Raw genomic sequence first — 22068 nt, 5'->3', positions numbered from 1 at the left:
CAAGCCATGCCTTACTGGATCGCCGGAGTAAATTACGACATGATTGTGTTGTGTATTCCATGAGTCCCTCTGTGTCTGGAGCCGCTGTGTCGGGAGCCGCTGCGCCCCGTGCCCGGTCCGGCCGCGGCGCTGCTCGCCTCGGGTCCGACCGGGCGCACGTGGCCGTCGTCCCGGATGAGGTTCCCGCGGGCGCCGCCAGCCAGACCCACGACGCCGAAGAGCGCACGCGTGACCGCGTCCTCAACGCCGTGCTGGAGCATGGACCCATCAGCGCCGCCGAACTCGGCGACCTCCTGGGCTTCACCCCTGCCGCCGTCCGCCGCCACCTCGACCACCTCTCGCGCAGCGGCGTGATTGAGGTCAAGCGGGCTGCCCGTGCCGGTGCCGGCGCGGGACGTCCCGCCCGCCGCTATGTCCTGAGCTCCCAGGGCCAGTCGACGCTTGGCAACGACTACCTCGACATCGCCACCGTGGCGTTGCGCCGCCTGGGCGAGGCCGCCGGCCCCGAGGCGGTCCGGCAGTTTGCCGTCGAACGGTTCGCCGACATGGAACGCCGCTACGCGCCCGGGATCGAGCAGGCCGGACCGGACATCACGGCCCGGGCCCGGGCCCTCTCCGAGGCGCTGAGCCGCGACGGTTTCGTCGCCTCGGCGCAGTCGATTGAAGCCAAGGCGCCGCTTCCGGCCGCCCTGTCCAGCGTCCAGCTCTGCCAGGGGCACTGCCCCATCCAGCACCTGGCGGCCCAGTTCCCCGTGTTCTGCGATGTGGAGACCGAAGTGTTCTCCCGGCTGGTCGGCGTCGATGTGCGCCGGCTGTCGACCCTCGCGCGCGGCGGGCACGTCTGCACCACCCACATACCTACGGGCCGTCCGGCCGCCGTCGGGGCTTCCAGTCCCGCAGCCCCGGGTACCCCGGATGAAGTATCCAACCATCTGCAAGAAAGGCCGTGATGACGGACCAACTATCAGAGAAGAAGGTTGCTGACTCTACTGTGATTTCGGAGATTCTGGAAAAGAATCCCGAGCTCCACGGAATCGGCACCTACGAGTACGGCTGGGCCGACAAGAACGACGTCGGAGCCAACGCCCGCCGTGGCATCGACGAAGACGTTGTCCGCGACATCTCGGCTAAGAAGAGCGAGCCGGAATGGATGCTGGACCTGCGCCTCAAGGGCCTGAAGTACTTCGACCGCAAGCCCATGCCCACCTGGGGCGCGGACCTCTCCGGCATCGACTTCGACAACATCAAGTACTTCGTGCGGTCCACCGAGAAGCAGGCCGCCACCTGGGAAGACCTTCCCGAGGACATCCGGAACACGTACGAGAAGCTCGGCATCCCGGAAGCCGAGCGCAGCCGCCTGGTCTCCGGTGTTGCGGCCCAGTACGAATCCGAGGTGGTGTACCACCAGATCCGTGAGGACCTCGAAGCCCAGGGCGTCATCTTCCTGGACACCGACACCGCCCTGCGCGAGCACCCGGAGATCTTCCAGGAATACTTCGGCACGATCATCCCGGTGGGCGACAACAAGTTCGCCTCGCTCAACACGGCCGTCTGGTCCGGCGGGTCCTTCGTGTACGTGCCCAAGGGCGTCCACGTGGACATTCCGCTGCAGGCCTACTTCCGGATCAACACGGAAAACATGGGCCAGTTCGAGCGCACCCTGATCATCGCCGACGAGGACTCCTACGTCCACTACATCGAAGGCTGCACCGCGCCGATCTACACCTCGGACTCGCTGCACTCCGCCGTCGTGGAGATCATTGTGAAGAAGGGCGCCCGCGTCCGCTACACGACCATCCAGAACTGGTCCACCAACGTGTACAACCTGGTCACCAAGCGCGCCATCTGCGAAGAGGGCGCCACCATGGAGTGGATCGATGGCAACATCGGCTCCAAGGTCACCATGAAGTACCCGGCCGTCTACCTCGTGGGCGAGGGCGCCAAGGGCGAGACCCTGTCCATCGCGTTCGCCGGCGAAGGCCAGCACCAGGACACCGGCTCCAAGATGGTCCACATCGCGCCGAACACCAAGAGTTCGATCATCTCCAAGTCCGTGGCCCGTGGCGGCGGCCGTGCCGCCTACCGCGGCCTGGTCCAGGTCCGCGAAGGCGCCAAGCACTCGGCCAACACGGTCCGCTGTGACGCCCTGCTGGTGGACACCATCAGCCGCTCGGACACCTACCCGTACATCGACATCCGCGAGGACGACGTCACCATGGGCCACGAGGCCACGGTCTCGCGCGTCAGCGAAGAGCAGCTGTTCTACCTGATGTCCCGCGGCATGCGCGAAGACGAGGCCATGGCGATGATCGTCCGCGGCTTCATCGAGCCGATTGCCCGTGAGCTGCCGATGGAATACGCCCTTGAGCTGAACCGCCTGATTGAACTGCAGATGGAAGGATCGGTCGGTTAATGACTGACATCACTACTGAAAAGGCCCGCATCGGCGCGCCGTCAGCCCAGCCGTTCATCAACGGTTTCACCGAGGAAGGCGAGAGCCTCTCACCGCTGAATGCCGCGGAGTCCAAGGCGCCGCTGGCCGGCGAAGCCGTCAAGCGCCACTCCCACGGTGGCGGCGTCGGCATTCCGGACAGCTCACGCGCCGGCCGGCTGACCTCCTACAAGCTGGCTGACTTCAAGCCGCTGACCGGCATGGAAGAGGACTGGCGGTTCACCCCGCTCAAGCGCCTCCGCGGCCTGCACACCGAGGTCCTCAACGGCGCCGCCCCGTCCGTGAGCGTGACCGCCCCGGACAGCGTCACCGTGGAAACCGTCGGCCGCGACGACCGCCGGATCGGATCTGCCGCCATCCCCGAGGACCGTGTGTCCGCGAACGCCTGGGAGAACTTCACCGAGGCCACCGTCATCACGGTTCCCGCCGAGGTCCAGGTCGACGGCGAGGTCAGCGTCCTGCTGACCGGCCAGGGCACCGAGGCCTCCGCGCAGCACGTCGTGATCGTCGCCGAAAAGTTCTCCAAAGCCGTCGTAGTCCTGGACCACCAGGGCACCGCCGTCGTCTCGGAAAACATCGAGATCGTCGTCGGGGACGGCGCGCAGCTCACCGTCATCTCGCTCCAGGAATGGAACGACGACGCCGTGCATGCCTCCTCCCAGCAGGCCAAGCTCGGCCGGGACGCCAAGTTCAAGCACATCGTCGTCAGCCTCGGCGGCGACCTCGTGCGCGTCACGCCGTCGGCACGCTTCACCGCTCCGGGCGCAGAAGTGGAACTGTTCGGCCTGTACTTCGCCGACGCCGGCCAGCACCTCGAGCAGCGCCTGTTCGTGGACCACTCCGTGCCCAACTGCAAATCCAACGTCCTGTACAAGGGTGCCCTGCAGGGCCGCAATGCGCACACCGTGTGGGTTGGTGACGTTCTGATCCGCAAGGAGGCAGAAGGCACCGACACCTACGAGGCCAACCGCAACCTGGTCCTGACCGACGGCGCCCGCGCGGACTCCGTGCCCAACCTTGAGATCGAGACCGGACTGATCGCCGGCGCCGGCCACGCCAGCGCCACCGGACGGTTCGACGACCAGCACCTGTTCTACCTGATGGCCCGCGGCATTCCGGAAGAGGTGGCCCGCCGTCTGGTGGTCCGCGGCTTCCTGAACGAGATCATCCAGCAGATCAAGGTTCCTGCCATCGAAGAGCGCCTCACGGACGCTGTCGAGCGCGAACTCGCGGCAACGAATCATTAGCCAGCACAGCAGCACAGGGAAGATCAATGACTGAACAGCCAAAGGGCGAGCTTGTCTGCAACGCCAGCGAGATCCAGGTCAAGCAGGCACTGCGGATCCTGATCGATGACTACCCCGTTGCCATCGTGAAGGACTCGATGGGCGAGATCCACGCCATCGGCGACACCTGCTCGCACGCGGACATCTCCCTTTCCGAAGGTGAGGTGGAAGGCTGCAAGATCGAGTGCTGGGGCCACGGTTCCCAGTTCGACCTGCGCAGCGGTGAGCCGCTCCAGCTGCCGGCCTACGATCCTGTCCCCGTCTTTGCCGTGACCGTCCTGGATGACGAGGTCTATGTGGACTTCACCAACGTCCTGAACGGTGCCGAGGCCCCGAACTTCAGCTAGCCTCCGGCAGCTAGCGCACCACAACTTATCGACAAGAAAACGCACAGTGCCGGAGGGCACCGTGCAGAGGAGAACAAGGCACATGTCTACTCTTGAGATCAAGGACCTGCACGTCAGCATTGACACCGAGCAGGGCACCAAGGAAATCCTGAAGGGCGTCAGCCTGACCATCCGGACCGGCGAAACGCACGCCATCATGGGTCCGAACGGTTCCGGCAAGTCCACCCTGGCGTCCACCATCGCCGGCCACCCGCGCTACAACGTCACCTCGGGTACCATCACGCTCGACGGCGAAGACGTCCTCGCGATGAGCGTTGACGAGCGCGCCCGGGCCGGCCTGTTCCTGGCCATGCAGTACCCCGTCGAGGTTCCCGGCGTGAGCATGACGAACTTCCTGCGCACTGCCAAGACCGCCATCGACGGCGAGGCCCCGAAGCTCCGCACCTGGACGAAGGACGTCAAGGCTGCCATGGCGCAGCTGCGCATCGACGCCGACTTCACCCAGCGCAACGTCAACGAGGGCTTCTCCGGCGGCGAGAAGAAGCGCGTCGAGATCCTGCAGCTCGAACTGTTCAAGCCGAAGTTCGCGATCCTCGACGAGACCGACTCCGGCCTCGACGTCGACGCACTGAAGGTTGTCTCCGAGGGCGTCAACCGCGCCCACGCGGAAGGCAACATGGGCACCCTGCTCATCACGCACTACACCCGCATCCTGCGCTACATCAAGCCGGACTTCGTGCACGTGTTCGTTGACGGCCAGGTTGTCGAAGAGGGCGGCCCGGAGCTCGCCGACCGCCTTGAAGAAGAAGGCTACGACCGCTACGCCACGGGCGCCGGAGCAGCCACGATCGCTGCCGCAGACGCTGCAGCACAGGCCTAGTTAGGACTTCACCATGACTGAACTCAATGTGGCCCGCACGGGCCTCGAGGACGTCGAAGAGGCACTCAAGGATGTGATTGACCCGGAGCTCGGGGTCAACATCGTTGATCTGGGCCTGCTCTACGGCCTGAAGTACTCAGACGACGACGGCGCCCTCCTGATCGACATGACTCTCACCACGGCCGCCTGCCCGCTCACCGATGTCATCGAAGAGCAGGTCGGCAAGGCCCTGGACGGGATCGTCGACGACTGGCGCCTCAACTGGGTTTGGATGCCGCCGTGGGGCCCGGAACGGATCACCGAAGACGGACGGGACCAGATGCGCGCCCTGGGCTTCAACATCTAGGACACCACCGCTTCCCTAGCCTTGCTTCGCTCGGCCAGGGAGCCCCCGGCGGCGGAGGCCCCTAATTACGATGACGCCGGCCCCGCCTCACTGAGGCGGGGCCGGCGTCATTTAAGCCTGCGCGTTCCCTTTCGGCCCGGTCGGTGATCTGATGAAGGCAACGAGTCCGCCGCGGCACCCTGGCCGCGGACCGGGCATAGTGTCAACAGGAGGCGAACCGGAATGGATGCCACACCAGCACCGTGGCCGGAAACGGGCGGCGCGGCCGGCGCGGCGGCGGGGCCGTCCGGCGCCGCCGGGGACTTTGTCGTGGTCGAGGACAGCGGCGAGTTCGACTACTACCGTTCCAGGGAAGACCTGCTGGCGGACCTCGAGTATGTCGGCGAGGCCCCGTGCATCATCGACCGCAACGCCACCTCCTACCGGCTCGAGCTGGACCAGAACCGCCACCTGAAGTTGGGGCCGCCTCTGGGACCCGTGGAATTCCACTGGCTGCGGCAGGCGCTGGCCGACGCCCGCGAGGTGCACCCCGAAAAGCACCGGCTGCAGCGAGCGGACGCCGTCGGGCTGACCGAGCTCGTGGCCGGACTGTTTGAGACGCTGCAGCTGGAACGCGGGACGGACGCTGAGCTGGGGCTCTGGGGCCTGGAAATCGACGGGCTGTCGACGCGGCGCAACGAACTGGCCGACGTCGACCGCCTCCTGGCCGGGAACGAGCAGCTGGACACGGTCCGGGTGACGGACCCTTTCGGGCATCTTTACCGGCCGGTATGGCATCCGAAGCACCGGCACGTGGGCCACGCCGGATTCCTGAGCTACGTTGAGATCCCGGCCCGGCGAACGCGGGGCCAGTGAGCTCCGGGCCGGTGAGGTCAAGCCTGAGGGGTCAGGGTGTTGCCACCGCAAAGGTGTCGCACTTGTTGATGTCCCCGGTCGTGTAGCCCTGGTAGAACCACTTCTGCCGCTGTGCACTGGACCCGTGGGTCCACGCTTCGGGTGAGACGCGGCCTGTGGCGGCTTTCTGGATGCGGTCGTCACCCACGGCCGAGGCGGCCGACAAGGCATCCTGGAGATCCTTGTCCGTGAGCGGTTCGAGATACGGCTGGCCGGTCTTGGGGTCCGGCTGAGTAGTTGCATAGTGTGCCCACAGCCCTGCGTAGCAGTCGGCCTGGAGCTCCACCCGGACACCCCCGGAAGCGGGACCCTGCGGATCCTGTTGCGCGCGGTCGAGGTTGCCGAGCAGGTTCTGGACGTGGTGCCCGAACTCGTGGGCAACCACATATTCCTGTGCCAGCGGCCCGCCGGAGGAGCCGAACCGGTCCACGAGTTCCTGGAAGAAGCCGGGATCGAAGTACGCCGTGGTGTCGACGGGGCAGTAGAACGGTCCTACCTCGGTGGTCGCGGCGCCGCAGCCGGTGTTGGTCCCGCCGGTGAAGATCACGGCCTTGGGACGCGGGTATTTGGTGTTGTACTGGGCCAGATAGGCCGGCCAGAAGGCGTTCAAGCTGTTGACGGTGCCCGTGATCCTGCAGTCGAGGCGGGCGTCGGCGTCGGCCCCGGTCTGGCAGGCGGGCGCAGAGCCCTGACTCTGCGACTGGGGGTCCTGGGTGGTGCCGGCCAGTCCCTCGAGAAGCTGGGGGTTGATGCCGAACAGTGCGGCCAGCAGCAGGATGATGCCACCGCCGATCCCGCCGCCGATCATGGGGCCGCGGCCCATCCCTCGTCGATCCTGGACCTGTGAGGGATCCAGCGGGGCGTTGTCATTGAAGCTCATGGAGTCACAATATCCCGCACAAAGGGGCGGCGGCGGCCGGCAACGGTAAAGTTGGTGCGATGCCTTTTCTCGACAGACTCCAGCGCTGGGCCGATGACCGTCCCGACGAAACTGCCGTCGTCGTGGCCGGGACGCACCTCAGCTGGTCCGGTCTGCGTGACCAGGCCGCGGCGCGGGTCCCCGCGGCGCCAGCCATCACCGTCTTGTCCGAACACAACTCAACCCGCTTCGCCGTCGCGTTCGCCGCTGCCGTCGCCGGTCAGCGCCAGTGCGCCGTGCTGGACCCGGCCTGGCCGCAGCAGCTGCAGGACGCGATTACCGCCCGCATCGCGCGGACACCGGTTCCGGGGGATGAGTCCGGCGCTGGACTGGGAGCCGAGCTGGTTGACGGGTCGCCGGTCACCTCGTTCCTGATTGGTCTGACCTCCGGGACCACCTCGGTGCCTAAGGCGTTTACCCGCTCCCGGCGGTCCTGGCAGGAGTCGTTCGACGCGTCCATTGAATTCTTCGGCCTGACCCGTGAAGACAGGACCCTGGCCCCCGGCCCGCTCGCGGCGAGCCTGAACCTCTACGCCCTCGCCGAATGCCTCTACGCCGGTGCGGAGTTCCACACGCTTGAGCACTTCGACGTCGGCGCCGCCCACGCGGCCGTCAGCCACGACGGCATCACCCGGCTGGTCCTGGTCCCCGCCATGCTCCGGCTGCTTAGCGAGCGCGGCCTGGCCGGCGGGGTCGACGCCTCCGGCATCCGCAGCATCGTCTGCGCCGGCTCCAAGCTGGACGCCCGGACGCTGGAAGCAGCGAGGCGCTGGGCACCCAACGCCACCATCTTCGAGTACTACGGCGCCTCCGAGCTCAGCTTCGTTTCGGGCGCCGGCCTGCGCCCGGGCGAGGCCGTGGAGCAGGGCGGCACCGGGATCGGGAAACCCTTTCCCGGCGTCGATATCCGCATCCTGGACGACCGGGGGGCCGAACTCCCGGACGGCGGTGACGGCAACATCTGCGTCCGCAGCGGCATGGTCAGCAACGGCTACCTGTGGGGCGACGACGGCCACGCCCTGCGGTGTTTCGACGGCTGGTACACCGTCGGGGACCAGGGATATATCTCCGGCGGGACCCTGCACATGCTGGGCCGCCGCTCGGACATGATCATCACCGCCGGCACGAACGTCTACCCGCACGAAGTCGAAATGGCGCTGGCGTCCGTCCCGGGCGTCGCGGCGGCCGTTGCTGCCGGCATGGCCGACGACCTTCGGGGCCAGCGTGTGGTGGCCGCCGTGGTGCCCTCGCACGGGGCGGTCACCGCCACCCAGCTGAAGGCGGGCATTGAGGACGTGCTGGCACGCAACAAGCGCCCTCTCGAATACTTCGCGCTGGCCGAGCTGCCCCTGACCGACCGGGGCAAGATCAGCCGGCAGCTGCTGCTCGACTGGGTGGACCGGAACGATCCCCGGATCCGGCGCCTTGGCTGAGCCGAGCACGGAGCCCCGGCCGTTGGAAGACGGCCCGTTGGGAGGCGGCCCGGCTTCCGGCAGGCGTGCTTCAGGCGGGCCGTCCTTCCCGGGGCTGTTGCCGGAGGACCGGCAGCCGGTGATCATCGCCGCACGGCGGACGCCGCTCTGCCGGGCCAACGGCACTTTGAAGAAACTGCGCTCCCACGAGCTCCTGGCCCCGGTGCTGCGCACCCTGCTCTCCGACGCCGGTGCGGGCCTCACCCCGGACTCCGTCACCGACGTCGTGATCGGCAACGCCGTGGGCGGCGGCGGGAACGTGGCCCGGCTCGCCGCGCTGGAGGCCGGCCTGCCCGTCACGGTGCCCGGCGTCACGGTGGACCGGCAGTGCGGCTCCGGGCTGGACGCGATCGTGCTGGCCTCCCGGCTCGTCGCCGCGGGTGGCAGCGGCGTCTACCTCGCCGGCGGCGTGGAAAGCATCAGCACGGCCCCGCTCCGGGCACACCGCAACGAGGACGGCAGCGCGGACTACTACAGCAGGGCCCAGTTCGCCCCGCTCAGCCTCGGCGACCCGGACATGGGGGTGGCGGCCGAGAACGTTGCCGCCGGCTACGGCATCAGCCGGGATCGCCAGGATGCCTTCGCGCTCCGCAGCCACCGCCGTGCTCTGGCGGCCTCCGCTGCCGGGCGGTTCGACGGCGAACTCGTGCCGGTCGCCGCGCAGTCGGGGGCCGTCGTGGCAACCGACGACGGTCCGAGGCCCACCCTTGGCCCGGCCCTGATGGCCCGCTTCCCGCCCGTGTTCGCTGCCGGCGGCACGGTCACGGCCGGGAACTCCTGCTTCGACGCGGACGGCGCGGCCGCTGTCATCATTACGTCCGTGGAACGGGCCCGGCGGCTGGGCGCCGCCGACGGGCTCCTGGTGCTGGCAACCGAGACTGCCGGGGTGGCGCCGCACCTGCTTGGCATCGGGGCGGCCGCGGCGGCCGGGCGGCTCCTGGCCGCCCGCGGCCTCGCGCCGACAGACCTGGGCCTGGTGGAATTCAACGAGGCATTCGCCTCCCAGACGCTCGCGTGCCTTGATCAGCTGGGGATCGATCCGGAGCGCGCGAACCTCGACGGCGGCGCCCTGGCTCTCGGGCACGCCTACGGAGCTTCGGGCGCGGTGCTGGTGACCAGGCTGCTGGCACAGGCCCGCAGGTCCCGGGAGCCCGGCCAGCTCGCCCTGGCCATGATCAGCATCGCCGGCGGCATGGGCACGGCCGCGCTGCTCGGGTACTGCAGCCTGGTCTGACCCTCCCGGGCCACCCGGGGGACATGCCCATTCTTCGCCGCGGCCGGTGGACATGCGGGGCTAATGTCCCGTGGCTGCGGACAACGGAGGACATGTCCATCCTTCGGATCTGGGACATGCCCTGCTCTGGCCCCGGCAACGTGGCATGTCCTGCTCTGGCCCCGGAGAAGGGACATGTCCATTCCTCGGCTTGAAGGCTGGACACTATGGCTCTATGTCCATTGCCCGCGGCCCGGGGAGGGCATGTCCAGCGGGTGTGGGCTCCGGATGTGGGCCGCTCGGGCACCGCGGGCGGGACATGCCCATTCCTCGGCTTGAAGGGTGGACACTGTGGCTCTATGTCCATTGCCCGCGGCCCGGGGAGGGCATGTCCAGCGGGTGTGGGCTCCGGGTGTGGGCCGCTCGGGCACCGCGGGCGGGACATGTCCATTCCTCGGTTTGAAGGGTGGACACTGTGGCTCTATGTCCATTGCCCGCGGCCCGGGGAGGACATGTCCAGTGGAACGGGGTCCGGGAGAGCGCCCCGGGGCAACCGTCAGGGGACTAGTCCTCCGGGTCCTCGGGCTCGCCCAGGCCACGCGCGGCCAGCGCTTCGCCGGTCTGCCGTGCGAAGGCCACGGTGGTGATGAACACTGGGAGCACCAAAGCGCGGGGGTTGCGGTCGAGTCCGCGGGCCCGGGCGGAGTCGCGGACGTTCAGGTAGGCCTCGGCAACGAACGGGATGCTGCGGAGCATGATGGCAATGGTCAGGGCGAAGCGCTCAGGGTCCGCACCGAAGCGCCGGAACGGCCGGGCCAGGGATGCGACGCCGTCGAGGAGCGCCTGCACCGGGGTAGTGGCGGTGAGGATCGAGGCCGCCACAACACAGACCAGAACGTTCAGCACGATCCGCGCGGCGGTGGGGGCGCCCAGCTGCCACCACTGGAAGACGCCGATCGCCAGCAGGACCGGCAGGACCGGGCGCACCGCGCGGAACAGCCGGGCGGGGCCCGCGCCGCTGAGCAGGAACAGCCCGCACAGCAGCGCCAGCGCGACGGCGGACACCGCCCAGTCGGAGATCAGGAAGGACACCATTCCGCACCCGACAACCAGCAGGAACTTCAGCCCCAGCGGCGCCCGGTGGATCAGGGAAGTGCCAGGCGAGTAGGTTGCCAAAAGGAAGCCGTGGCCGCTCACGGCCGCTTCAGCCCGCCCTGCTGAAGCCCGGCCAGCCCGGCGCCCCCGGCACCGGTCCCAGGCAGGCCCAAGGAAGGCAGGCCCTCGGGAGGCAGGCCCGCAGCACTCAGGGCGTGGTAGTGCCGGACGGCCTCGGCCGGACCGCCGTCGAACACCACCTTCCCGGCATCCACCACAAGGACCCGGTCCATGTCCTGGGCGAGCTCGAGGTCGTGGGTGGACAGGATGACCTGCTGGCGGAGCCCGGACAGCGTGCGCCGCAGCAATTCGCGGTTGCGCAAGTCCAATAGCGTGGACGGCTCGTCCAGGACCAGCACCTCAGGGTCGACGGCCAGGACGGCGGCCAGGGCCAGGAGTTGGCGTTCGCCGCCGGAGAGTTCGTAGATGCTCTGGTCCGCGAGGCGCAGGAGCCCGAACCGGTCCAGGACTGTCTCCGCGTGGGCGCGGCGCTCCGTGGTGTTGCGGATGGAGCGCCGCAGGGACAGCTCCACGTCCTCGCGCCCGGTGGGCATGACCAGCTGGGAAAGCGGATCGGTGAAGACAAAGCCCACACGGCGGCGGACCTCCCGCACGGCGCGGACGGTATCGGCGCCGTCGACTCCCACCGTGCCGTCGCTGGGTGCAACGAGCCCGTTGAGGAGCCTCAGGAGGGTGGACTTGCCCGAGCCGTTCGCCCCGATAATCCCAATGCGCCGTTCCGTGAATGTGAGGGAAAGCTCCTGGAGCAGCGTCTTGGGATCGGTGCGGCCGTCAACGGACACCCGCACCGAGACCCGGTCCAGGACTATGGTGCTCACGGGCGGGCGGCTGCCGTCCGGACGCGGCGGAGCAGCAGATCCGGGAAGGCCTTGTGCAGGGCCAGGGCAATGCTCACGGCCAGGACGTTCTTGATGATGTCGCCGGGGTAAAACACGAGGTCGGCCAGGAAGGCCTTGGAGAAGTCCAGCTTGGCGTTGACCATCATGCCCAGGATGCCCAGGCCGTGGATGAAGACGATGCTGCCCACCATGGCGGCGGCGAACAGGAGCGCGGCGCGGAGTTTGCCGGTCCGGGTGGCGGTGCGAGCGAGCACGACGACGGTCAGCCAGCCCACCGCCGTGGCGGCCAGCAGGAAACCGATGATGTAGCCGGCGGAGGGGCCGGCGAGGACGCCCAGCCCGCTGCGCCCGCCGCTGAAGATCGGCAGGCCGGCGAATCCCAGCAGCAGGTAGAGTCCCAGGGCAGCGAAGGCGCGCCCCGGGCCGAGCGCCAGCCCCGTGAGCATGACGGCAAGAGTCTGCAGCGTGATGGGCACGCCGAGTCCGCCAACGGGAATGGCGGCGATCAGCGCGGAACCTGCCACTAGGGCGGCGAACACGGCGATCAGGCCGAGGTCGGTGGCGTTCCAGCGGCTACGGCGGCGCGAGAGCCCGGTCTTGGCTGTGGCGGGGTGGTCGGTCTGCGTCATGGTGTTCCTGTCGAAGGTGCGGTGCGGTGCGGTGCATGGCGGCGATGCGGCGCACAACGGAATGGTGATTTCGACTGTACGGCCGCGGCCGTCCGGGTTTTTTGTAGGTGCCCCACTAAGCGGCGGCCCGGATGCTGGAGGGCGCCGCCAACGAATGCCGTCCGCGGCACGCGGGGCGGCCGGCTGCGGCCGCCGGTGCCCATGTCACGGAGCCCGGGCGGGGCCGGTAGACTTGTAGAGGCCGTGCTCTCGGCCGACCTGCCCCGGCCCCGCCCAGACTCCACCCGATGTGCCGCGGCATTCCCTGTTGTGAAAGGCCTTAGCTGCATTGATTACCGTCCAGGATCTCGAACTTCGCGCCGGCGCCCGCCTCCTCATGGACCAGGTGAGCTTCCGGATCGACAAGGGAGACAAGATCGGCCTGGTCGGCCGTAACGGTGCAGGCAAGACCACACTGACGCGGGTGCTCGCGGGCGAAGGCCTGCCGGCCGCCGGCAAGGTGACCCGCAGCGGCGAAATCGGCTACCTGCCGCAGGATCCGCGCACCCCGGACATGGAGCAGCTCGCACGGGACCGGATCCTGTCCGTCCGCGGCCTGGACGTCGCCGTCGGCAAGCTCCGCGTGGCGCACGAAGAGATGGCCAGCGAGGACGCAGCAGTCCAGCGCAAGGCGATGAACCGCTACGACCGGCTGGAATCCGAATTCCTGGCCGCCGGCGGCTACGCGGCGGAAGCCGAGGCCGCGGCGATCTGCTCGAACCTCGCCCTGCCGGACCGCCTGCTGAACCAGCCGCTGAAGACCCTGTCCGGCGGGCAGCGACGCCGTGTGGAGCTCGCGCGCATCCTCTACTCGGACGCCGAGACCATGCTCCTCGATGAGCCCACCAACCACCTCGACGCCGATTCCATCTCCTGGCTCCGTGAGTTCCTCAAGAACCACCAGGGCGGCCTGATCGTCATCAGCCACGACACCGAACTGCTCGAGGCGACGGTAAACAAGGTCTTCCTGCTGGACGCCAACCGCGCCCAGATCGATTTCTACAACATGGACTGGAAGCGCTACCTCACCCAGCGCGAAACCGACGAGCGCGCCCGCAAGCGGGAACGCGCCAACGCGGAGAAGAAGGCCCAGGTCCTCATGGACCAGGCGAACAAGATGCGGGCCAAGGCCACCAAGGCCGTCGCGGCGCAGAACATGGCCAAGCGCGCCGAACGGCTCCTCGGCGGGCTCGAAGCGGTCCGCGAAAACGACCGCGTGGCAGCCCTGCGCTTCCCGGACCCCTCGCCCTGCGGCAAGACCCCGCTGACCGCGGACGGCCTGAGCAAGTCCTACGGCTCGCTGGAAATCTTCACCGACGTCGACCTCGCGATCGACCGCGGCTCCAAGGTGGTCATCCTGGGCCTCAACGGTGCCGGCAAGACCACGCTGCTGCGCATGCTCGCCGGCGTCGACAAACCGGACACCGGCGAAGTGATCCCCGGCCACGGCCTGAAGGTGGGCTACTACGCCCAGGAGCACGAGACGCTCGACGTCGACCGCACCGTCCTGCAGAACATGCGTTCTTCCGCCCCGGACATGAACGATTCCGAAGTCCGCGGCATCCTGGGCTCATTCCTGTTCTCCGGGGATGACGTCGACAAGCCCGCCGGTGTCCTCTCCGGCGGCGAAAAGACCCGTCTGGCCCTGGCCACCATTGTGGCATCGAGCGCGAATGTGCTGCTCCTCGACGAGCCCACCAACAACCTGGACCCCGCCAGCCGCTCCGAAATCCTCGGCGCCCTGCGCAACTACACCGGCGCCGTCGTGCTGGTGAGCCACGATGAGGGCGCCGTCGAGGCGCTCAACCCGGAGCGCGTCGTCCTGCTTCCCGACGGCATCGAGGACCACTGGAACGAAGACTACCTGGACCTGATCACGCTGGCGTAAACCCCTAACGGACGGGCATCTCCACGGCGCCCGTGATCCGGCGGAGTTGTTCGTAGCTGATCGAGAACATCGAGTTGTGGTCGCCTGCCCCTGCCCAGAGCACGGGGTGTGCCGCCAGCGACTGGTCCAACAGAGTCCGGATCTTCTCCGGATGCCCCACGGGAGCCACACCGCCCACTTCCTGACCGGTGTGTTCCAGGACGAATTCGGGGGAGGCCCGCCGGATTTTCCCGGCCCCCAATTGTGCGGCGACCTTGCGGACATCGACCCGGGCGGCGCCGCTGGCCAGGATCAGCAACGGCGTGCCGTCGAGGTCGAACACGAGGCTGTTCGTGATGGCCGCGACGTCGCAGCCCAGGGCGTTCGCGGCAGCGGCCGCCGTCGGGACTTTCGACTCAAACACCGTGACGGTGTCCTCGGCGCCCAGTGAGGTCAGCGCGCGCTTCACGCGGGCCACCGGCTCCGGAATCAAGGCGCCCACGTCTCAGTAGCCCTGCGCGTCCAGAATCGCATCTTCCTCTTCCTCCGCGGTCGCGTTCTTCCGCTTGCGGGGGACAGGACGACGCCGGGCCACCGGGCCGCTGGAGTGCAGGAATCCGCCGTTGGCGGCCTCAGCTTCCGCGTCCTCCGCGTCAATCGCGGCGTTGCGGGCCTGCTGCCGGGCGGCATAGCCGAATCCGACGAACATCAGCACACCAAAAGCGAACCACTGCAGGGAGTAGGAGAGGTGGGTTCCTTCATCGGTGGACGGTTTGGGGAACGGGAAGGGCATGGCCTGCACCGAGGGGGACTCCGAGGCAAGTTGTCCGTAGGCGCCCCTGAGCAGCGGATATCCCAGTTGCGTGGAATAGGTCGGGAGGTCGATCGAGGCCAGCTGGCCGTCAGGGGCGCCGCGCTGGAGCTCGGGTTCGCCGGCCTTGAGGCGGGCAACCACCGTCACCGGTCCCTGCGGCGGCGCGGGCACAGAGTCGGGCCGGCCCGGCGTGTTGTTCCCGATCGGCAGCCAGCCCCGGTCGATCACCACAGTCTCGCCGGACTCGAGCCTCAGCGGCACCACGACCTCGTACCCGGGCTGGCCGTTCAGCGGCCGGTTGCGGACGACTCGCTGGCCAGCGGCGTCGTAGCTGCCCTTGAGTTCCACCTGGGTCCACTCGCGCTCCGGATCGAGCCGGCTGAACTGGTCCCGGACGGCGGAGAAGGGCACCGGTGTGGCGGAGTAATTGGAGACCACCCGGTTGATTTCAGCCAGTGTCTCGGCGCGGCGGTCCATCTGCCACCGGCCAAGACCCACGCAGGCTGCGGCGAAGATCGCGGCGAGCAGCAAGTACCCCAGCCACTTGCTGGAGAAGAGAAAGCGGTACATTCAGCCGATCCTGCCTGACGGGTCCAGGGGGGCAGTCTTGTCGAAGGACGCGGTCGCTTCGAGGGCCAGTGTCTCTTTCCACAGCCCGCGGGTCTGGAGATAGTCCTCAAGCCAGGAGCGGTGTTCACCGCACGCCAGCCAGATCTTGCGCCGCTCCGGGGTGTGGATCTTGGGGTTGTTCCACAGGAGCTGCCATTCCGCCGGCGTGCGGCAGGCCTTCCGCGAGCAGACGGTGCCGGGGGCCGCGGCGGTGCCGCCGCCGTTCCCGGCCAGGTCAAAGAGGTTCATGAAGCTGCCCGTCCGTGGGTGTCGTCGTCGTTCTCATCATCGATCAGTTCGCCTTGCAGCAGCGTCACGGCGGCGTCATCCCCGACGCCATCCGAGGCGGACGCCTGGCCCGGGTCTGTGAAAGCCGGGGCGTCCAGCTCGACCTGCGGCACATAGTCCAAGAGGGAATCGCTGTGGATCTCCGCCTTGTCGCTGCCGTTGGCGATCACCACCGCAACCCACGGCAGGAACACGGCCCCCAGGACGGGAAGGAGCTTGAACCAGCCGTCCACGACGAAAATGAGGATCAGGCAGACCATGCGGATCCCCATGGCGATCGCGTATTTGATCATCCGCTGGCGCATCTCGTCCGAGTGCGCGGCAGCGGCGTCGGTAATGCTGTGCACCTCAGTGCCGCCGGACTCGGCGTCCGGCCTCCCGGGCACAGGAACACCGGGTCGGTTTTTGAGTGTCACGGCTGTTAGATCACGCTCCCAAGGCTTACTCCGATTCTCTCACCATCGGCGGACCCGCCCAAACGGATGCGAACCGGACGCTAAGATCGGAGGCAGGAAAAATCCAGCCCCCAGCGCGGCCTTCCCTGCCGCAGAATTCCGGAGCCCCGCATGTCTGAAACACCCACCACCGGCCGCAGCGTTCTGATCACCGGCGGAAACCGGGGGATCGGCCTGGCCATCGCCGAGTCCTTCCTGGCCAACGGCGACAAGGTCGCAGTGACCTTCCGCAGCGAATCGCCCCTGCCCGAGGGCATTCTCGGCGTCAAGGCAGACGTCACGGACGAAGCCTCGGTTGACGCCGCGTTCGCCGCTGTCGAAGCCGCCCACGGCCCCGTCGAGGTACTCGTTGCCAACGCCGGCATCACCAAGGACACGCTCCTGATGCGCATGAGCGAAGACGACTTCACCTCCGTGCTCGACACCAACCTCACGGGCGCCTTCCGCGTCATCAAGCGCGCGTCCAAGGGCATGATCCGGGCTCGCAAGGGCCGCGTGGTCCTGATCTCCTCGGTCTCCGGCATGTACGGCGCGCCGGGCCAGATCAACTATTCGGCCTCCAAGGCCGGCCTCGTGGGCATCGCCCGTTCGCTCACCCGCGAGCTCGGCGGCCGCGGCATCACCGCGAACGTGGTGGCGCCGGGCTTCATCAACACCGACATGACGGCCGAGCTGCCCGAGGCTACCCAGAAGGACTACCTGACCAAGGTTCCCGCCGGGCGCTTCGCCGAGGCCTCCGAGGTCGCCAACGTCGTTCGCTGGATCGCCAGCGACGAGGCGTCCTACATCTCCGGCGCGATCATTCCGGTCGACGGCGGCCTCGGCATGGGCCACTAGATCCCGACGGCGGCGCACGGCCGTCTCGCGCGCACCGGCGGTGCCGGGCGCGGCGGCCATAGCGGACGACGGCCGTATCCGCCGTCGTCCGCTGCCATCTGGCGACTCCATCCCCGGGACGCCCGCCCGTCTCCTCGACGCCGGGCCTTTTTGCCCTTGGCAGTGCCGGCCCGGGAGCGTGTAATGGGCTCACAGCCCCTGACCTGCCGCGGCAGGGGCGTGGACGCAGGAGGAAAATCATGAGTGATCTGAGCAAATGGACGCCCTCGGACATGCTGGAACCGGTCCGCCGCTTCCTTGACGGCGACTTGACGCTGGCGCCCAGCATCAAGATCGAACAGTTCCAGGAGGGCAGCACCCTGGTGGTTCGGGCCGAAGTGCCCGGCATCGATCCCGACACGGACGTCGACGTCTCGGTCAGCGAGGGCATGCTGAACATCTCCGTGGAGCGGGAGGAAAAGTCCGAGCAAAAGAGCAAGACCGGTTACCGCTCGGAATTCCGTTACGGCTCGGCCACACGAAGCATTGCGTTGCCTGCAGGGGCGAAGGAAGAAGACGTCACGGCCACCTACAAGGACGGCGTCCTGGAGGTCCGCGCGCCGGCGCCCGAGGTGGCGCCCGTCGAAACCACAAAGAAGATCCGGATCGACCGCAGCTGATACGGCACTGGTCGAGACGGCACTCGCTGATCCTGCACTCGCTGATCCTGCGGTTTGACCCTTTACTGGCCGGTGCGATGAGGCTGGCGGCAGGTGCCGCCGCGGCGCCAGCGGGCCTCGTCGCGGGCCCGCTGGAGACAGCCCGCGACCTCGGTGTCGAGGTCATCTTCCGAGCGACGCTCCAGGTGGTGCATCCAGACGCCGGGGGACGGGCTGACCACTGACTTGAACCTTGATGCGTCGATACGGCTGGGCCGCCCGCGTCCCCAACCGGGGGGACATGTCCAGTCCTGACCCCCGGCACTGGACATATGGGCCACATGTCCAGGCCAGAGCCCACACGGAGAGCATGTCCCGCGCAGGGGAGGTGCAGGGGAGAAACAGGGGACACGCCATGCTCCCGGAAACTACGCCGCCTGGGCTTCTTTGTGGAGGCTGAACAACTGAAAAGGCGAAGACCGCTGGCATGATGGATTGCAGACCCAAAGTGTTTGGACGTTTGGAACAAAGGAGCTTGTATGGGACTGCTGGAGAATAAGACTGCGATCGTGACCGGTTCGTCGCGCGGAATCGGCGCCGAAGTCGCCAAGTTCCTCGCTGCCGAGGGTGCTGCCGTGGTTGTGAACTACCGTCAGAAGGCGCCGCGCGCCAACAAGGTTGTCGCCGAGATCGAGGCCGCCGGCGGCCGCGCGGTGGCGGTCGGGGCTGACCTCACCACCCAGGAAGGCGTCCAGGCCCTGGCCAGCGCCGCCATGGAGAACTTCGGCTCGCTCGACCTCCTGGTCCTCAATGCCTCCGGCGGCATGGAGACCGGTATGGAAGAGGACTACGCCCTGAAGCTGAACCGTGACGCGCAGGTGAACATGCTCAACGCTGCTGCGCCCCTCATGCCGGAAGGCTCCCGCGTGGTCTTCGTGACCAGCCACCAGGCCCACTTCATCGACACGGTGCCCACGATGCCCGAGTACGAGCCCGTCGCGCGCAGCAAGCGCGCGGGCGAGAACGCCCTGCGCGAACTCGTCCCGGACCTGGCCGACAAGGGCATCTCACTTGTGGTTGTTTCCGGTGACATGATCGAGGGCACCGTCACGGCCACCCTGCTTGACCGCTCCAATCCCGGCGCCATCGAGGCCCGCCGTGCCGAGGCCGGCAAGCTGTACTCGGTCAAGGAGTTCGGCGCCGAGGTCGCCAAGATGGCTACGGCCGACGTCGAGACCGGTCACACCGAATACGTCGGCGGCGCCGATTATTTCGATAAAACCGCAGCCAAGTCGGCCGACAAGGGTTCCCACTAGGACCTCAGGCCCGCGGCCGGGATGGCACGTCGCGGCAATGTTTCCCCCAAAAGCATTGCCGTGACGTGCCATCCCGCAGTTAACGCAACGGAAGAGCGTCAGACCCCCGAGATGTACCGCACGGCGTCGAGGTAGGGAAGGTTCACGGCGGCATCTGCGGCCGCACGGACGGCCGGCTTCGCATTGAACGCGATGCCGATTCCTGCGGCGCCGAGCATGTCGAGGTCGTTGGCGCCGTCGCCCACGGCAATCGTGTGCTCCATGGGGATGCCTTCGGCCGCCGCCCACTCGCGCAGGTACTTCTCCTTGGCGGCGCGGTCGACGACGTCGCCGATCACCTTGCCGCTCAGCGCACCGTCGACGATCTCGAGTTCGTTGGCAATCCAGTAGTGCAGGCCCAGGTCCTCGGCGATCGGCCGGAGGATCTGGTTGAACCCGCCGGAGACCACGGCCACGGCGTGGCCGGCGGCCTGGAACGCCGCCACGAGCTCGGCGGCCCCGTCGGTCAGCTTGACCTCGGCGCGGACCTTTTCGACGACGTCGGCAGGCAGCCCGGCGAGCACCGCCACCCGGGCGTGCAGGCTCTGGGCGAAGTCCAGCTCGCCGCGCATGGCCGCCTCGGTCACCGCGGTCACTTCCTCGCGCTTGCCGGCATAAGCGGCCAGGAGCTCGATCACTTCCTGCTGAATGAGCGTGGAGTCCACGTCCATGATCAGGAACTTGCGAGGCGCGTTGCGCAGTTCCGCGGGAACCAGGGCCGTGTCCACGCCGTCGATGCCTGAGGCCGCCAGCGTGCGGCGCGGACCCTCCAGCAGCGACGCCCGGAGGGAGGCTTCGGCGTTTCCGGGCTCTGCATCGAGGGAATCCAGTGCGCAGTCCGCCGCATACACCTCGAAGCGGCCGTCGCCGGTGCGGGTTTCGGCGTCGACGCTCAGCCCCGCGGCCGTGAGAAGCGACCGCAGGCGCTCGACGTCGGGAAGGGACAGTTTCAGGCCGTAGCTGACTGCGGTCACGTTCGAACTCATGGCTTCAATCCTAGCGAGCGGGCGCCGGACGGCCCGAATTCGTTGCGCACCGGCCCCCGCCGCGTGACGCCCCACGGCAGCCCGCGGCGCCGGTTATCAGTCGTCCGCTTTTTTGTCCTAGTGTCTACTCCTATGAGTGAAGTTCTTGAAATGGCCGGCGTGAGCGTTGTACGTGGGGCTAAGACCCTCCTGGACAAGGTCGACTGGCAGGTCAAGGAAGGCGAACGCTGGGTGATCCTGGGACCCAACGGCGCCGGCAAGACCACTCTTCTTCAGCTGGCAGGGGCGCGGATCCACCCCACGTCCGGCACGGCGGGCATCCTGGAGGAAGTGCTGGGCGCCGTCGACGTCTTTGAACTCCGGCCCCGGATCGGACTGTCCTCCGCCGCGCTGGCCAGCCAGATCCCGGAACAAGAAAAGGTCCTCAATGTCGTGGTCACGGCCGCGTACGGCGTGACCGGCCGCTGGCGCGAAGGCTACGAGAAGGACGACGAACGGCGCGCCTTCGGGCTGCTGAACGAGTGGGGCATGGGCCCGCTGCTCAACCGTCCCTTCGCCTCGCTCTCCGAGGGGGAGCGCAAGCGCGTCCAGATCGCCCGAGCCCTCATGACCGACCCTGAACTCCTGCTCCTCGACGAGCCCGCCGCCGGGCTGGACCTCGGCGGCCGCGAGGACCTCGTCCGGCGCCTGAGCGAACTCGCCCGCGATGAGTCGGCCCCGGCGATTGTCCTGGTCACGCACCACCTCGAGGAAGTGCCGCCGGGCTTCACCCACGCCATGCTCCTGCGCGACGGCGGTGTGGTGGCTTCCGGCCCGCTGCCCGAGGTCCTCACGGCCGAAAACCTGAGCGCGACGTTCGGCCTGCCGCTGGACGTCACCGTCACCGCCGGCCGGTACACCGCCACCGCCAGCCGCTGACGGGGCCGCTGACCGCGCGTGGAGCTCCTCAATAGCGTCTTCATTTTCTTCGCCGGGCTGTGGGCGGGCACCATCAACAGCGTCGTCGGCTCCGGCACGCTGGTCACCTTCCCGGTGCTGATCGCCCTGGGCTACCCTCCCGTCACCGCGTCCATCAGCAACGCCATGGGACTTGTGGCCGGCAATGCCGCCGGCGCCTGGGGCTACCGGAGGGAGCTGACAGGCCGGGGCAAGCAGTTACTCCGGCTCCTGCCGGCCTCACTGCTGGGCGCCGTGACCGGCGCCTACCTGCTGCTGCACCTGCCCGAGAAGGTCTTCTACTACGCCGCCCCTGTCCTGATCGTGCTGGCCCTGCTGATGGTGGCCTTCCAGCCGCGGCTCCAGCGGTGGGTGAAGAACCGGGAAGAAAATCCCGAGCACGCGATCCGGGACCGCCGCCACGGTGTGCTGCTGGTGGTGCTGGTGTACCTGGCCGGCGTCTATGGCGGCTACTTCGTCGCGGCGCAGGGCATCCTGCTGGTCGGCATCCTGGGCGTGTTCATGACCGGGACCATCCAGAACGCCAACGCGATGAAGAACATCCTGGTCCTGGGCGTGAACGTCGTCGCCGCCTGCTCCTACCTGTTGTTCGCCTTCGACCGGATCAGCTGGGGAGTGGTCGGCCTGATCGCCGTGAGCTCCCTGATCGGCGGGGTGATTGGCTCCAAGGTGGGGCGCAGGCTTTCCCCGGTGGTCCTGCGCGGGGTCATCTTCGTCCTGGGCCTGGTGGCGCTGGGATTCATGATCGCCAACCTTTTCAAATAACTACA

25 protein-coding genes are annotated in these 22068 nt (G+C 67.9%); 15 read left to right on the top strand and 10 right to left on the bottom strand.

Translation table 11 applies throughout. From position 1 onward, the window contains the following. Positions 1 to 50: 50 nt before the first annotated feature. From ACVWYS_RS09225 to ACVWYS_RS09195, 7 genes are all read left to right on the top strand, one after another. The gene (locus ACVWYS_RS09225; protein WP_456509624.1) at positions 51 to 950 is read left to right on the top strand and encodes a helix-turn-helix transcriptional regulator; all 900 of its coding nucleotides are present in this window, start codon (positions 51 to 53) and stop codon (positions 948 to 950) included. Continuing rightward, positions 950 to 2413, top strand: a complete 1464-nt coding sequence (sufB, locus tag ACVWYS_RS09220; RefSeq protein ID WP_116765731.1) for a Fe-S cluster assembly protein SufB — start codon at positions 950 to 952, stop codon at positions 2411 to 2413. Before ACVWYS_RS09225 ends, sufB begins: the two co-directional genes overlap by 1 nt. Beyond that, positions 2413 to 3699 carry a Fe-S cluster assembly protein SufD gene (sufD, locus tag ACVWYS_RS09215; protein WP_116765730.1) on the top strand — a complete coding sequence of 429 codons (1287 nt, stop codon included), beginning with the start codon at positions 2413 to 2415 and terminating at the stop codon, positions 3697 to 3699. The genes sufB and sufD overlap by 1 nt, the downstream gene beginning before the upstream one ends. Before the next feature lie 26 nt (positions 3700 to 3725). Then, positions 3726 to 4085 (top strand): non-heme iron oxygenase ferredoxin subunit, encoded by a 360-nt coding sequence (locus ACVWYS_RS09210; RefSeq protein ID WP_091254076.1) that lies wholly within the window; start codon positions 3726 to 3728, stop codon positions 4083 to 4085. Between the two features lie 82 nt (positions 4086 to 4167). Beyond that, positions 4168 to 4965 (top strand): Fe-S cluster assembly ATPase SufC, encoded by a 798-nt coding sequence (gene sufC, locus ACVWYS_RS09205; RefSeq protein ID WP_091254077.1) that lies wholly within the window; start codon positions 4168 to 4170, stop codon positions 4963 to 4965. Between the two features lie 13 nt (positions 4966 to 4978). After that, positions 4979 to 5311, top strand: a complete 333-nt coding sequence (locus tag ACVWYS_RS09200; RefSeq protein WP_018772973.1) for a metal-sulfur cluster assembly factor — start codon at positions 4979 to 4981, stop codon at positions 5309 to 5311. A 222-nt stretch (positions 5312 to 5533) separates the two neighbouring features. Continuing rightward, complete coding sequence (locus ACVWYS_RS09195; protein WP_456509623.1) at positions 5534 to 6166, top strand: hypothetical protein; 633 nt, start codon at positions 5534 to 5536, stop codon at positions 6164 to 6166. Between the two features lie 31 nt (positions 6167 to 6197). On the opposite strand, the gene ypfJ is transcribed toward ACVWYS_RS09195, so the two are convergent. Continuing rightward, entirely contained in the window at positions 6198 to 7085 is an 888-nt protein-coding gene (gene ypfJ, locus ACVWYS_RS09190; protein ID WP_344367738.1) for a KPN_02809 family neutral zinc metallopeptidase, read from the bottom strand. A 59-nt stretch (positions 7086 to 7144) separates the two neighbouring features. Here ypfJ and ACVWYS_RS09185 point away from each other — a divergent pair, with 59 nt between their 5' ends. Continuing rightward, a complete protein-coding gene (locus ACVWYS_RS09185) occupies positions 7145 to 8557 on the top strand; it encodes a class I adenylate-forming enzyme family protein (RefSeq protein WP_456509622.1) in 1413 nt (470 codons plus the stop codon). A gap of 118 nt (positions 8558 to 8675) precedes the next feature. Then, positions 8676 to 9830, top strand: a complete 1155-nt coding sequence (locus ACVWYS_RS09180; protein WP_456509621.1) for a thiolase family protein — start codon at positions 8676 to 8678, stop codon at positions 9828 to 9830. 543 nt (positions 9831 to 10373) lie between these two features. Here the strand turns inward: ACVWYS_RS09180 and ACVWYS_RS09175 are convergent. From ACVWYS_RS09175 to ACVWYS_RS09165, 3 genes are read right to left on the bottom strand one after another with little or no spacing between them, the layout of a single operon-like run. Continuing rightward, positions 10374 to 11006, bottom strand: a complete 633-nt coding sequence (locus tag ACVWYS_RS09175) for an energy-coupling factor transporter transmembrane component T family protein (protein ID WP_456509620.1) — start codon at positions 11004 to 11006, stop codon at positions 10374 to 10376. Further along, a complete protein-coding gene (locus ACVWYS_RS09170; protein ID WP_456509619.1) occupies positions 11003 to 11803 on the bottom strand; it encodes an energy-coupling factor ABC transporter ATP-binding protein in 801 nt (266 codons plus the stop codon). The genes ACVWYS_RS09175 and ACVWYS_RS09170 overlap by 4 nt, the downstream gene beginning before the upstream one ends. After that, the gene (locus ACVWYS_RS09165; RefSeq protein ID WP_456509618.1) at positions 11800 to 12453 is read right to left on the bottom strand and encodes a biotin transporter BioY; all 654 of its coding nucleotides are present in this window, start codon (positions 12451 to 12453) and stop codon (positions 11800 to 11802) included. The genes ACVWYS_RS09170 and ACVWYS_RS09165 overlap by 4 nt, the downstream gene beginning before the upstream one ends. Positions 12454 to 12781: 328 nt before the next feature. Here ACVWYS_RS09165 and ACVWYS_RS09160 point away from each other — a divergent pair, with 328 nt between their 5' ends. Further along, a complete protein-coding gene (locus tag ACVWYS_RS09160; RefSeq protein ID WP_456506532.1) occupies positions 12782 to 14380 on the top strand; it encodes an ABC-F family ATP-binding cassette domain-containing protein in 1599 nt (532 codons plus the stop codon). A 4-nt stretch (positions 14381 to 14384) separates the two neighbouring features. Here the strand turns inward: ACVWYS_RS09160 and ACVWYS_RS09155 are convergent, their stop codons facing one another. From ACVWYS_RS09155 to ACVWYS_RS09140, 4 genes are read right to left on the bottom strand one after another with little or no spacing between them, the layout of a single operon-like run. Beyond that, positions 14385 to 14861 carry a YbaK/EbsC family protein gene (locus tag ACVWYS_RS09155; protein ID WP_456509617.1) on the bottom strand — a complete coding sequence of 159 codons (477 nt, stop codon included), beginning with the start codon at positions 14859 to 14861 and terminating at the stop codon, positions 14385 to 14387. 3 nt (positions 14862 to 14864) lie between these two features. Continuing rightward, complete coding sequence (locus ACVWYS_RS09150) at positions 14865 to 15743, bottom strand: SURF1 family cytochrome oxidase biogenesis protein (protein WP_456509616.1); 879 nt, start codon at positions 15741 to 15743, stop codon at positions 14865 to 14867. Continuing rightward, positions 15744 to 16031 (bottom strand): hypothetical protein, encoded by a 288-nt coding sequence (locus ACVWYS_RS09145; RefSeq protein ID WP_344367728.1) that lies wholly within the window; start codon positions 16029 to 16031, stop codon positions 15744 to 15746. Then, entirely contained in the window at positions 16028 to 16486 is a 459-nt protein-coding gene (locus ACVWYS_RS09140; protein ID WP_456509615.1) for a DUF3099 domain-containing protein, read from the bottom strand. The genes ACVWYS_RS09145 and ACVWYS_RS09140 overlap by 4 nt, the downstream gene beginning before the upstream one ends. 150 nt (positions 16487 to 16636) lie before the next feature. On the opposite strand from ACVWYS_RS09140, the gene fabG reads away from it, so the two are divergent. Next, a complete protein-coding gene (fabG, locus tag ACVWYS_RS09135) occupies positions 16637 to 17362 on the top strand; it encodes a 3-oxoacyl-ACP reductase FabG (protein ID WP_116765718.1) in 726 nt (241 codons plus the stop codon). A 239-nt stretch (positions 17363 to 17601) separates the two neighbouring features. Then, a complete protein-coding gene (locus tag ACVWYS_RS09130) occupies positions 17602 to 18021 on the top strand; it encodes an Hsp20/alpha crystallin family protein (RefSeq protein ID WP_456509614.1) in 420 nt (139 codons plus the stop codon). 62 nt (positions 18022 to 18083) lie between these two features. Here the strand turns inward: ACVWYS_RS09130 and ACVWYS_RS09125 are convergent, their stop codons facing one another. Continuing rightward, entirely contained in the window at positions 18084 to 18242 is a 159-nt protein-coding gene (locus ACVWYS_RS09125; RefSeq protein WP_456509613.1) for a hypothetical protein, read from the bottom strand. A 297-nt stretch (positions 18243 to 18539) separates the two neighbouring features. Between ACVWYS_RS09125 and ACVWYS_RS09120 the strand changes: the two genes are divergently transcribed. Continuing rightward, complete coding sequence (locus tag ACVWYS_RS09120) at positions 18540 to 19316, top strand: SDR family oxidoreductase (RefSeq protein WP_091254107.1); 777 nt, start codon at positions 18540 to 18542, stop codon at positions 19314 to 19316. Between the two features lie 98 nt (positions 19317 to 19414). Here ACVWYS_RS09120 and serB read toward each other — a convergent pair whose 3' ends face one another. Next, positions 19415 to 20341 carry a phosphoserine phosphatase SerB gene (gene serB / locus ACVWYS_RS09115; RefSeq protein WP_456509612.1) on the bottom strand — a complete coding sequence of 309 codons (927 nt, stop codon included), beginning with the start codon at positions 20339 to 20341 and terminating at the stop codon, positions 19415 to 19417. 132 nt (positions 20342 to 20473) lie between these two features. On the opposite strand from serB, the gene ACVWYS_RS09110 reads away from it, so the two are divergent. Together ACVWYS_RS09110 and ACVWYS_RS09105 are read left to right on the top strand one after the other, a co-directional pair. Continuing rightward, positions 20474 to 21259: an ABC transporter ATP-binding protein gene (locus ACVWYS_RS09110; RefSeq protein ID WP_116765714.1), complete on the top strand. Its 786-nt coding sequence runs from the start codon at positions 20474 to 20476 to the stop codon at positions 21257 to 21259. Between the two features lie 18 nt (positions 21260 to 21277). Then, a complete protein-coding gene (locus ACVWYS_RS09105) occupies positions 21278 to 22063 on the top strand; it encodes a sulfite exporter TauE/SafE family protein (RefSeq protein WP_116765713.1) in 786 nt (261 codons plus the stop codon). Positions 22064 to 22068 lie beyond the last annotated feature (5 nt).

The sequence above is a fragment of the Arthrobacter sp. TE12231 genome, from assembly GCF_054062895.1.
The sequence above is the reverse complement of the archived record's forward strand: the minus strand, read 5'-3'. Positions and strand labels throughout refer to the sequence as shown.

Bases quoted from the DNA above. Each gene is read 5' to 3' on its own strand.
- ACVWYS_RS09210 (WP_091254076.1), top strand. From the start codon at position 3,726: ATGACTGAACAGCCAAAGGGCGAGCTTGTCTGCAACGCCAGCGAGATC.
- ACVWYS_RS09120 (WP_091254107.1), top strand. From the start codon at position 18,540: ATGGGACTGCTGGAGAATAAGACTGCGATCGTGACCGGTTCGTCGCGC.
- sufB (WP_116765731.1), top strand. From the start codon at position 950: ATGACGGACCAACTATCAGAGAAGAAGGTTGCTGACTCTACTGTGATT.
- sufD (WP_116765730.1), top strand. From the start codon at position 2,413: ATGACTGACATCACTACTGAAAAGGCCCGCATCGGCGCGCCGTCAGCC.
- ACVWYS_RS09130 (WP_456509614.1), top strand. From the start codon at position 17,602: ATGAGTGATCTGAGCAAATGGACGCCCTCGGACATGCTGGAACCGGTC.
- ypfJ (WP_344367738.1), bottom strand. From the start codon at position 7,085: ATGAGCTTCAATGACAACGCCCCGCTGGATCCCTCACAGGTCCAGGAT.
- ACVWYS_RS09195 (WP_456509623.1), top strand. From the start codon at position 5,534: ATGGATGCCACACCAGCACCGTGGCCGGAAACGGGCGGCGCGGCCGGC.
- sufC (WP_091254077.1), top strand. From the start codon at position 4,168: ATGTCTACTCTTGAGATCAAGGACCTGCACGTCAGCATTGACACCGAG.
- ACVWYS_RS09110 (WP_116765714.1), top strand. From the start codon at position 20,474: ATGAGTGAAGTTCTTGAAATGGCCGGCGTGAGCGTTGTACGTGGGGCT.
- fabG (WP_116765718.1), top strand. From the start codon at position 16,637: ATGTCTGAAACACCCACCACCGGCCGCAGCGTTCTGATCACCGGCGGA.
- ACVWYS_RS09185 (WP_456509622.1), top strand. From the start codon at position 7,145: ATGCCTTTTCTCGACAGACTCCAGCGCTGGGCCGATGACCGTCCCGAC.
- ACVWYS_RS09200 (WP_018772973.1), top strand. From the start codon at position 4,979: ATGACTGAACTCAATGTGGCCCGCACGGGCCTCGAGGACGTCGAAGAG.
- ACVWYS_RS09165 (WP_456509618.1), bottom strand. From the start codon at position 12,453: ATGACGCAGACCGACCACCCCGCCACAGCCAAGACCGGGCTCTCGCGC.
- ACVWYS_RS09145 (WP_344367728.1), bottom strand. From the start codon at position 16,031: ATGAACCTCTTTGACCTGGCCGGGAACGGCGGCGGCACCGCCGCGGCC.
- serB (WP_456509612.1), bottom strand. From the start codon at position 20,341: ATGAGTTCGAACGTGACCGCAGTCAGCTACGGCCTGAAACTGTCCCTT.
- ACVWYS_RS09150 (WP_456509616.1), bottom strand. From the start codon at position 15,743: ATGTACCGCTTTCTCTTCTCCAGCAAGTGGCTGGGGTACTTGCTGCTC.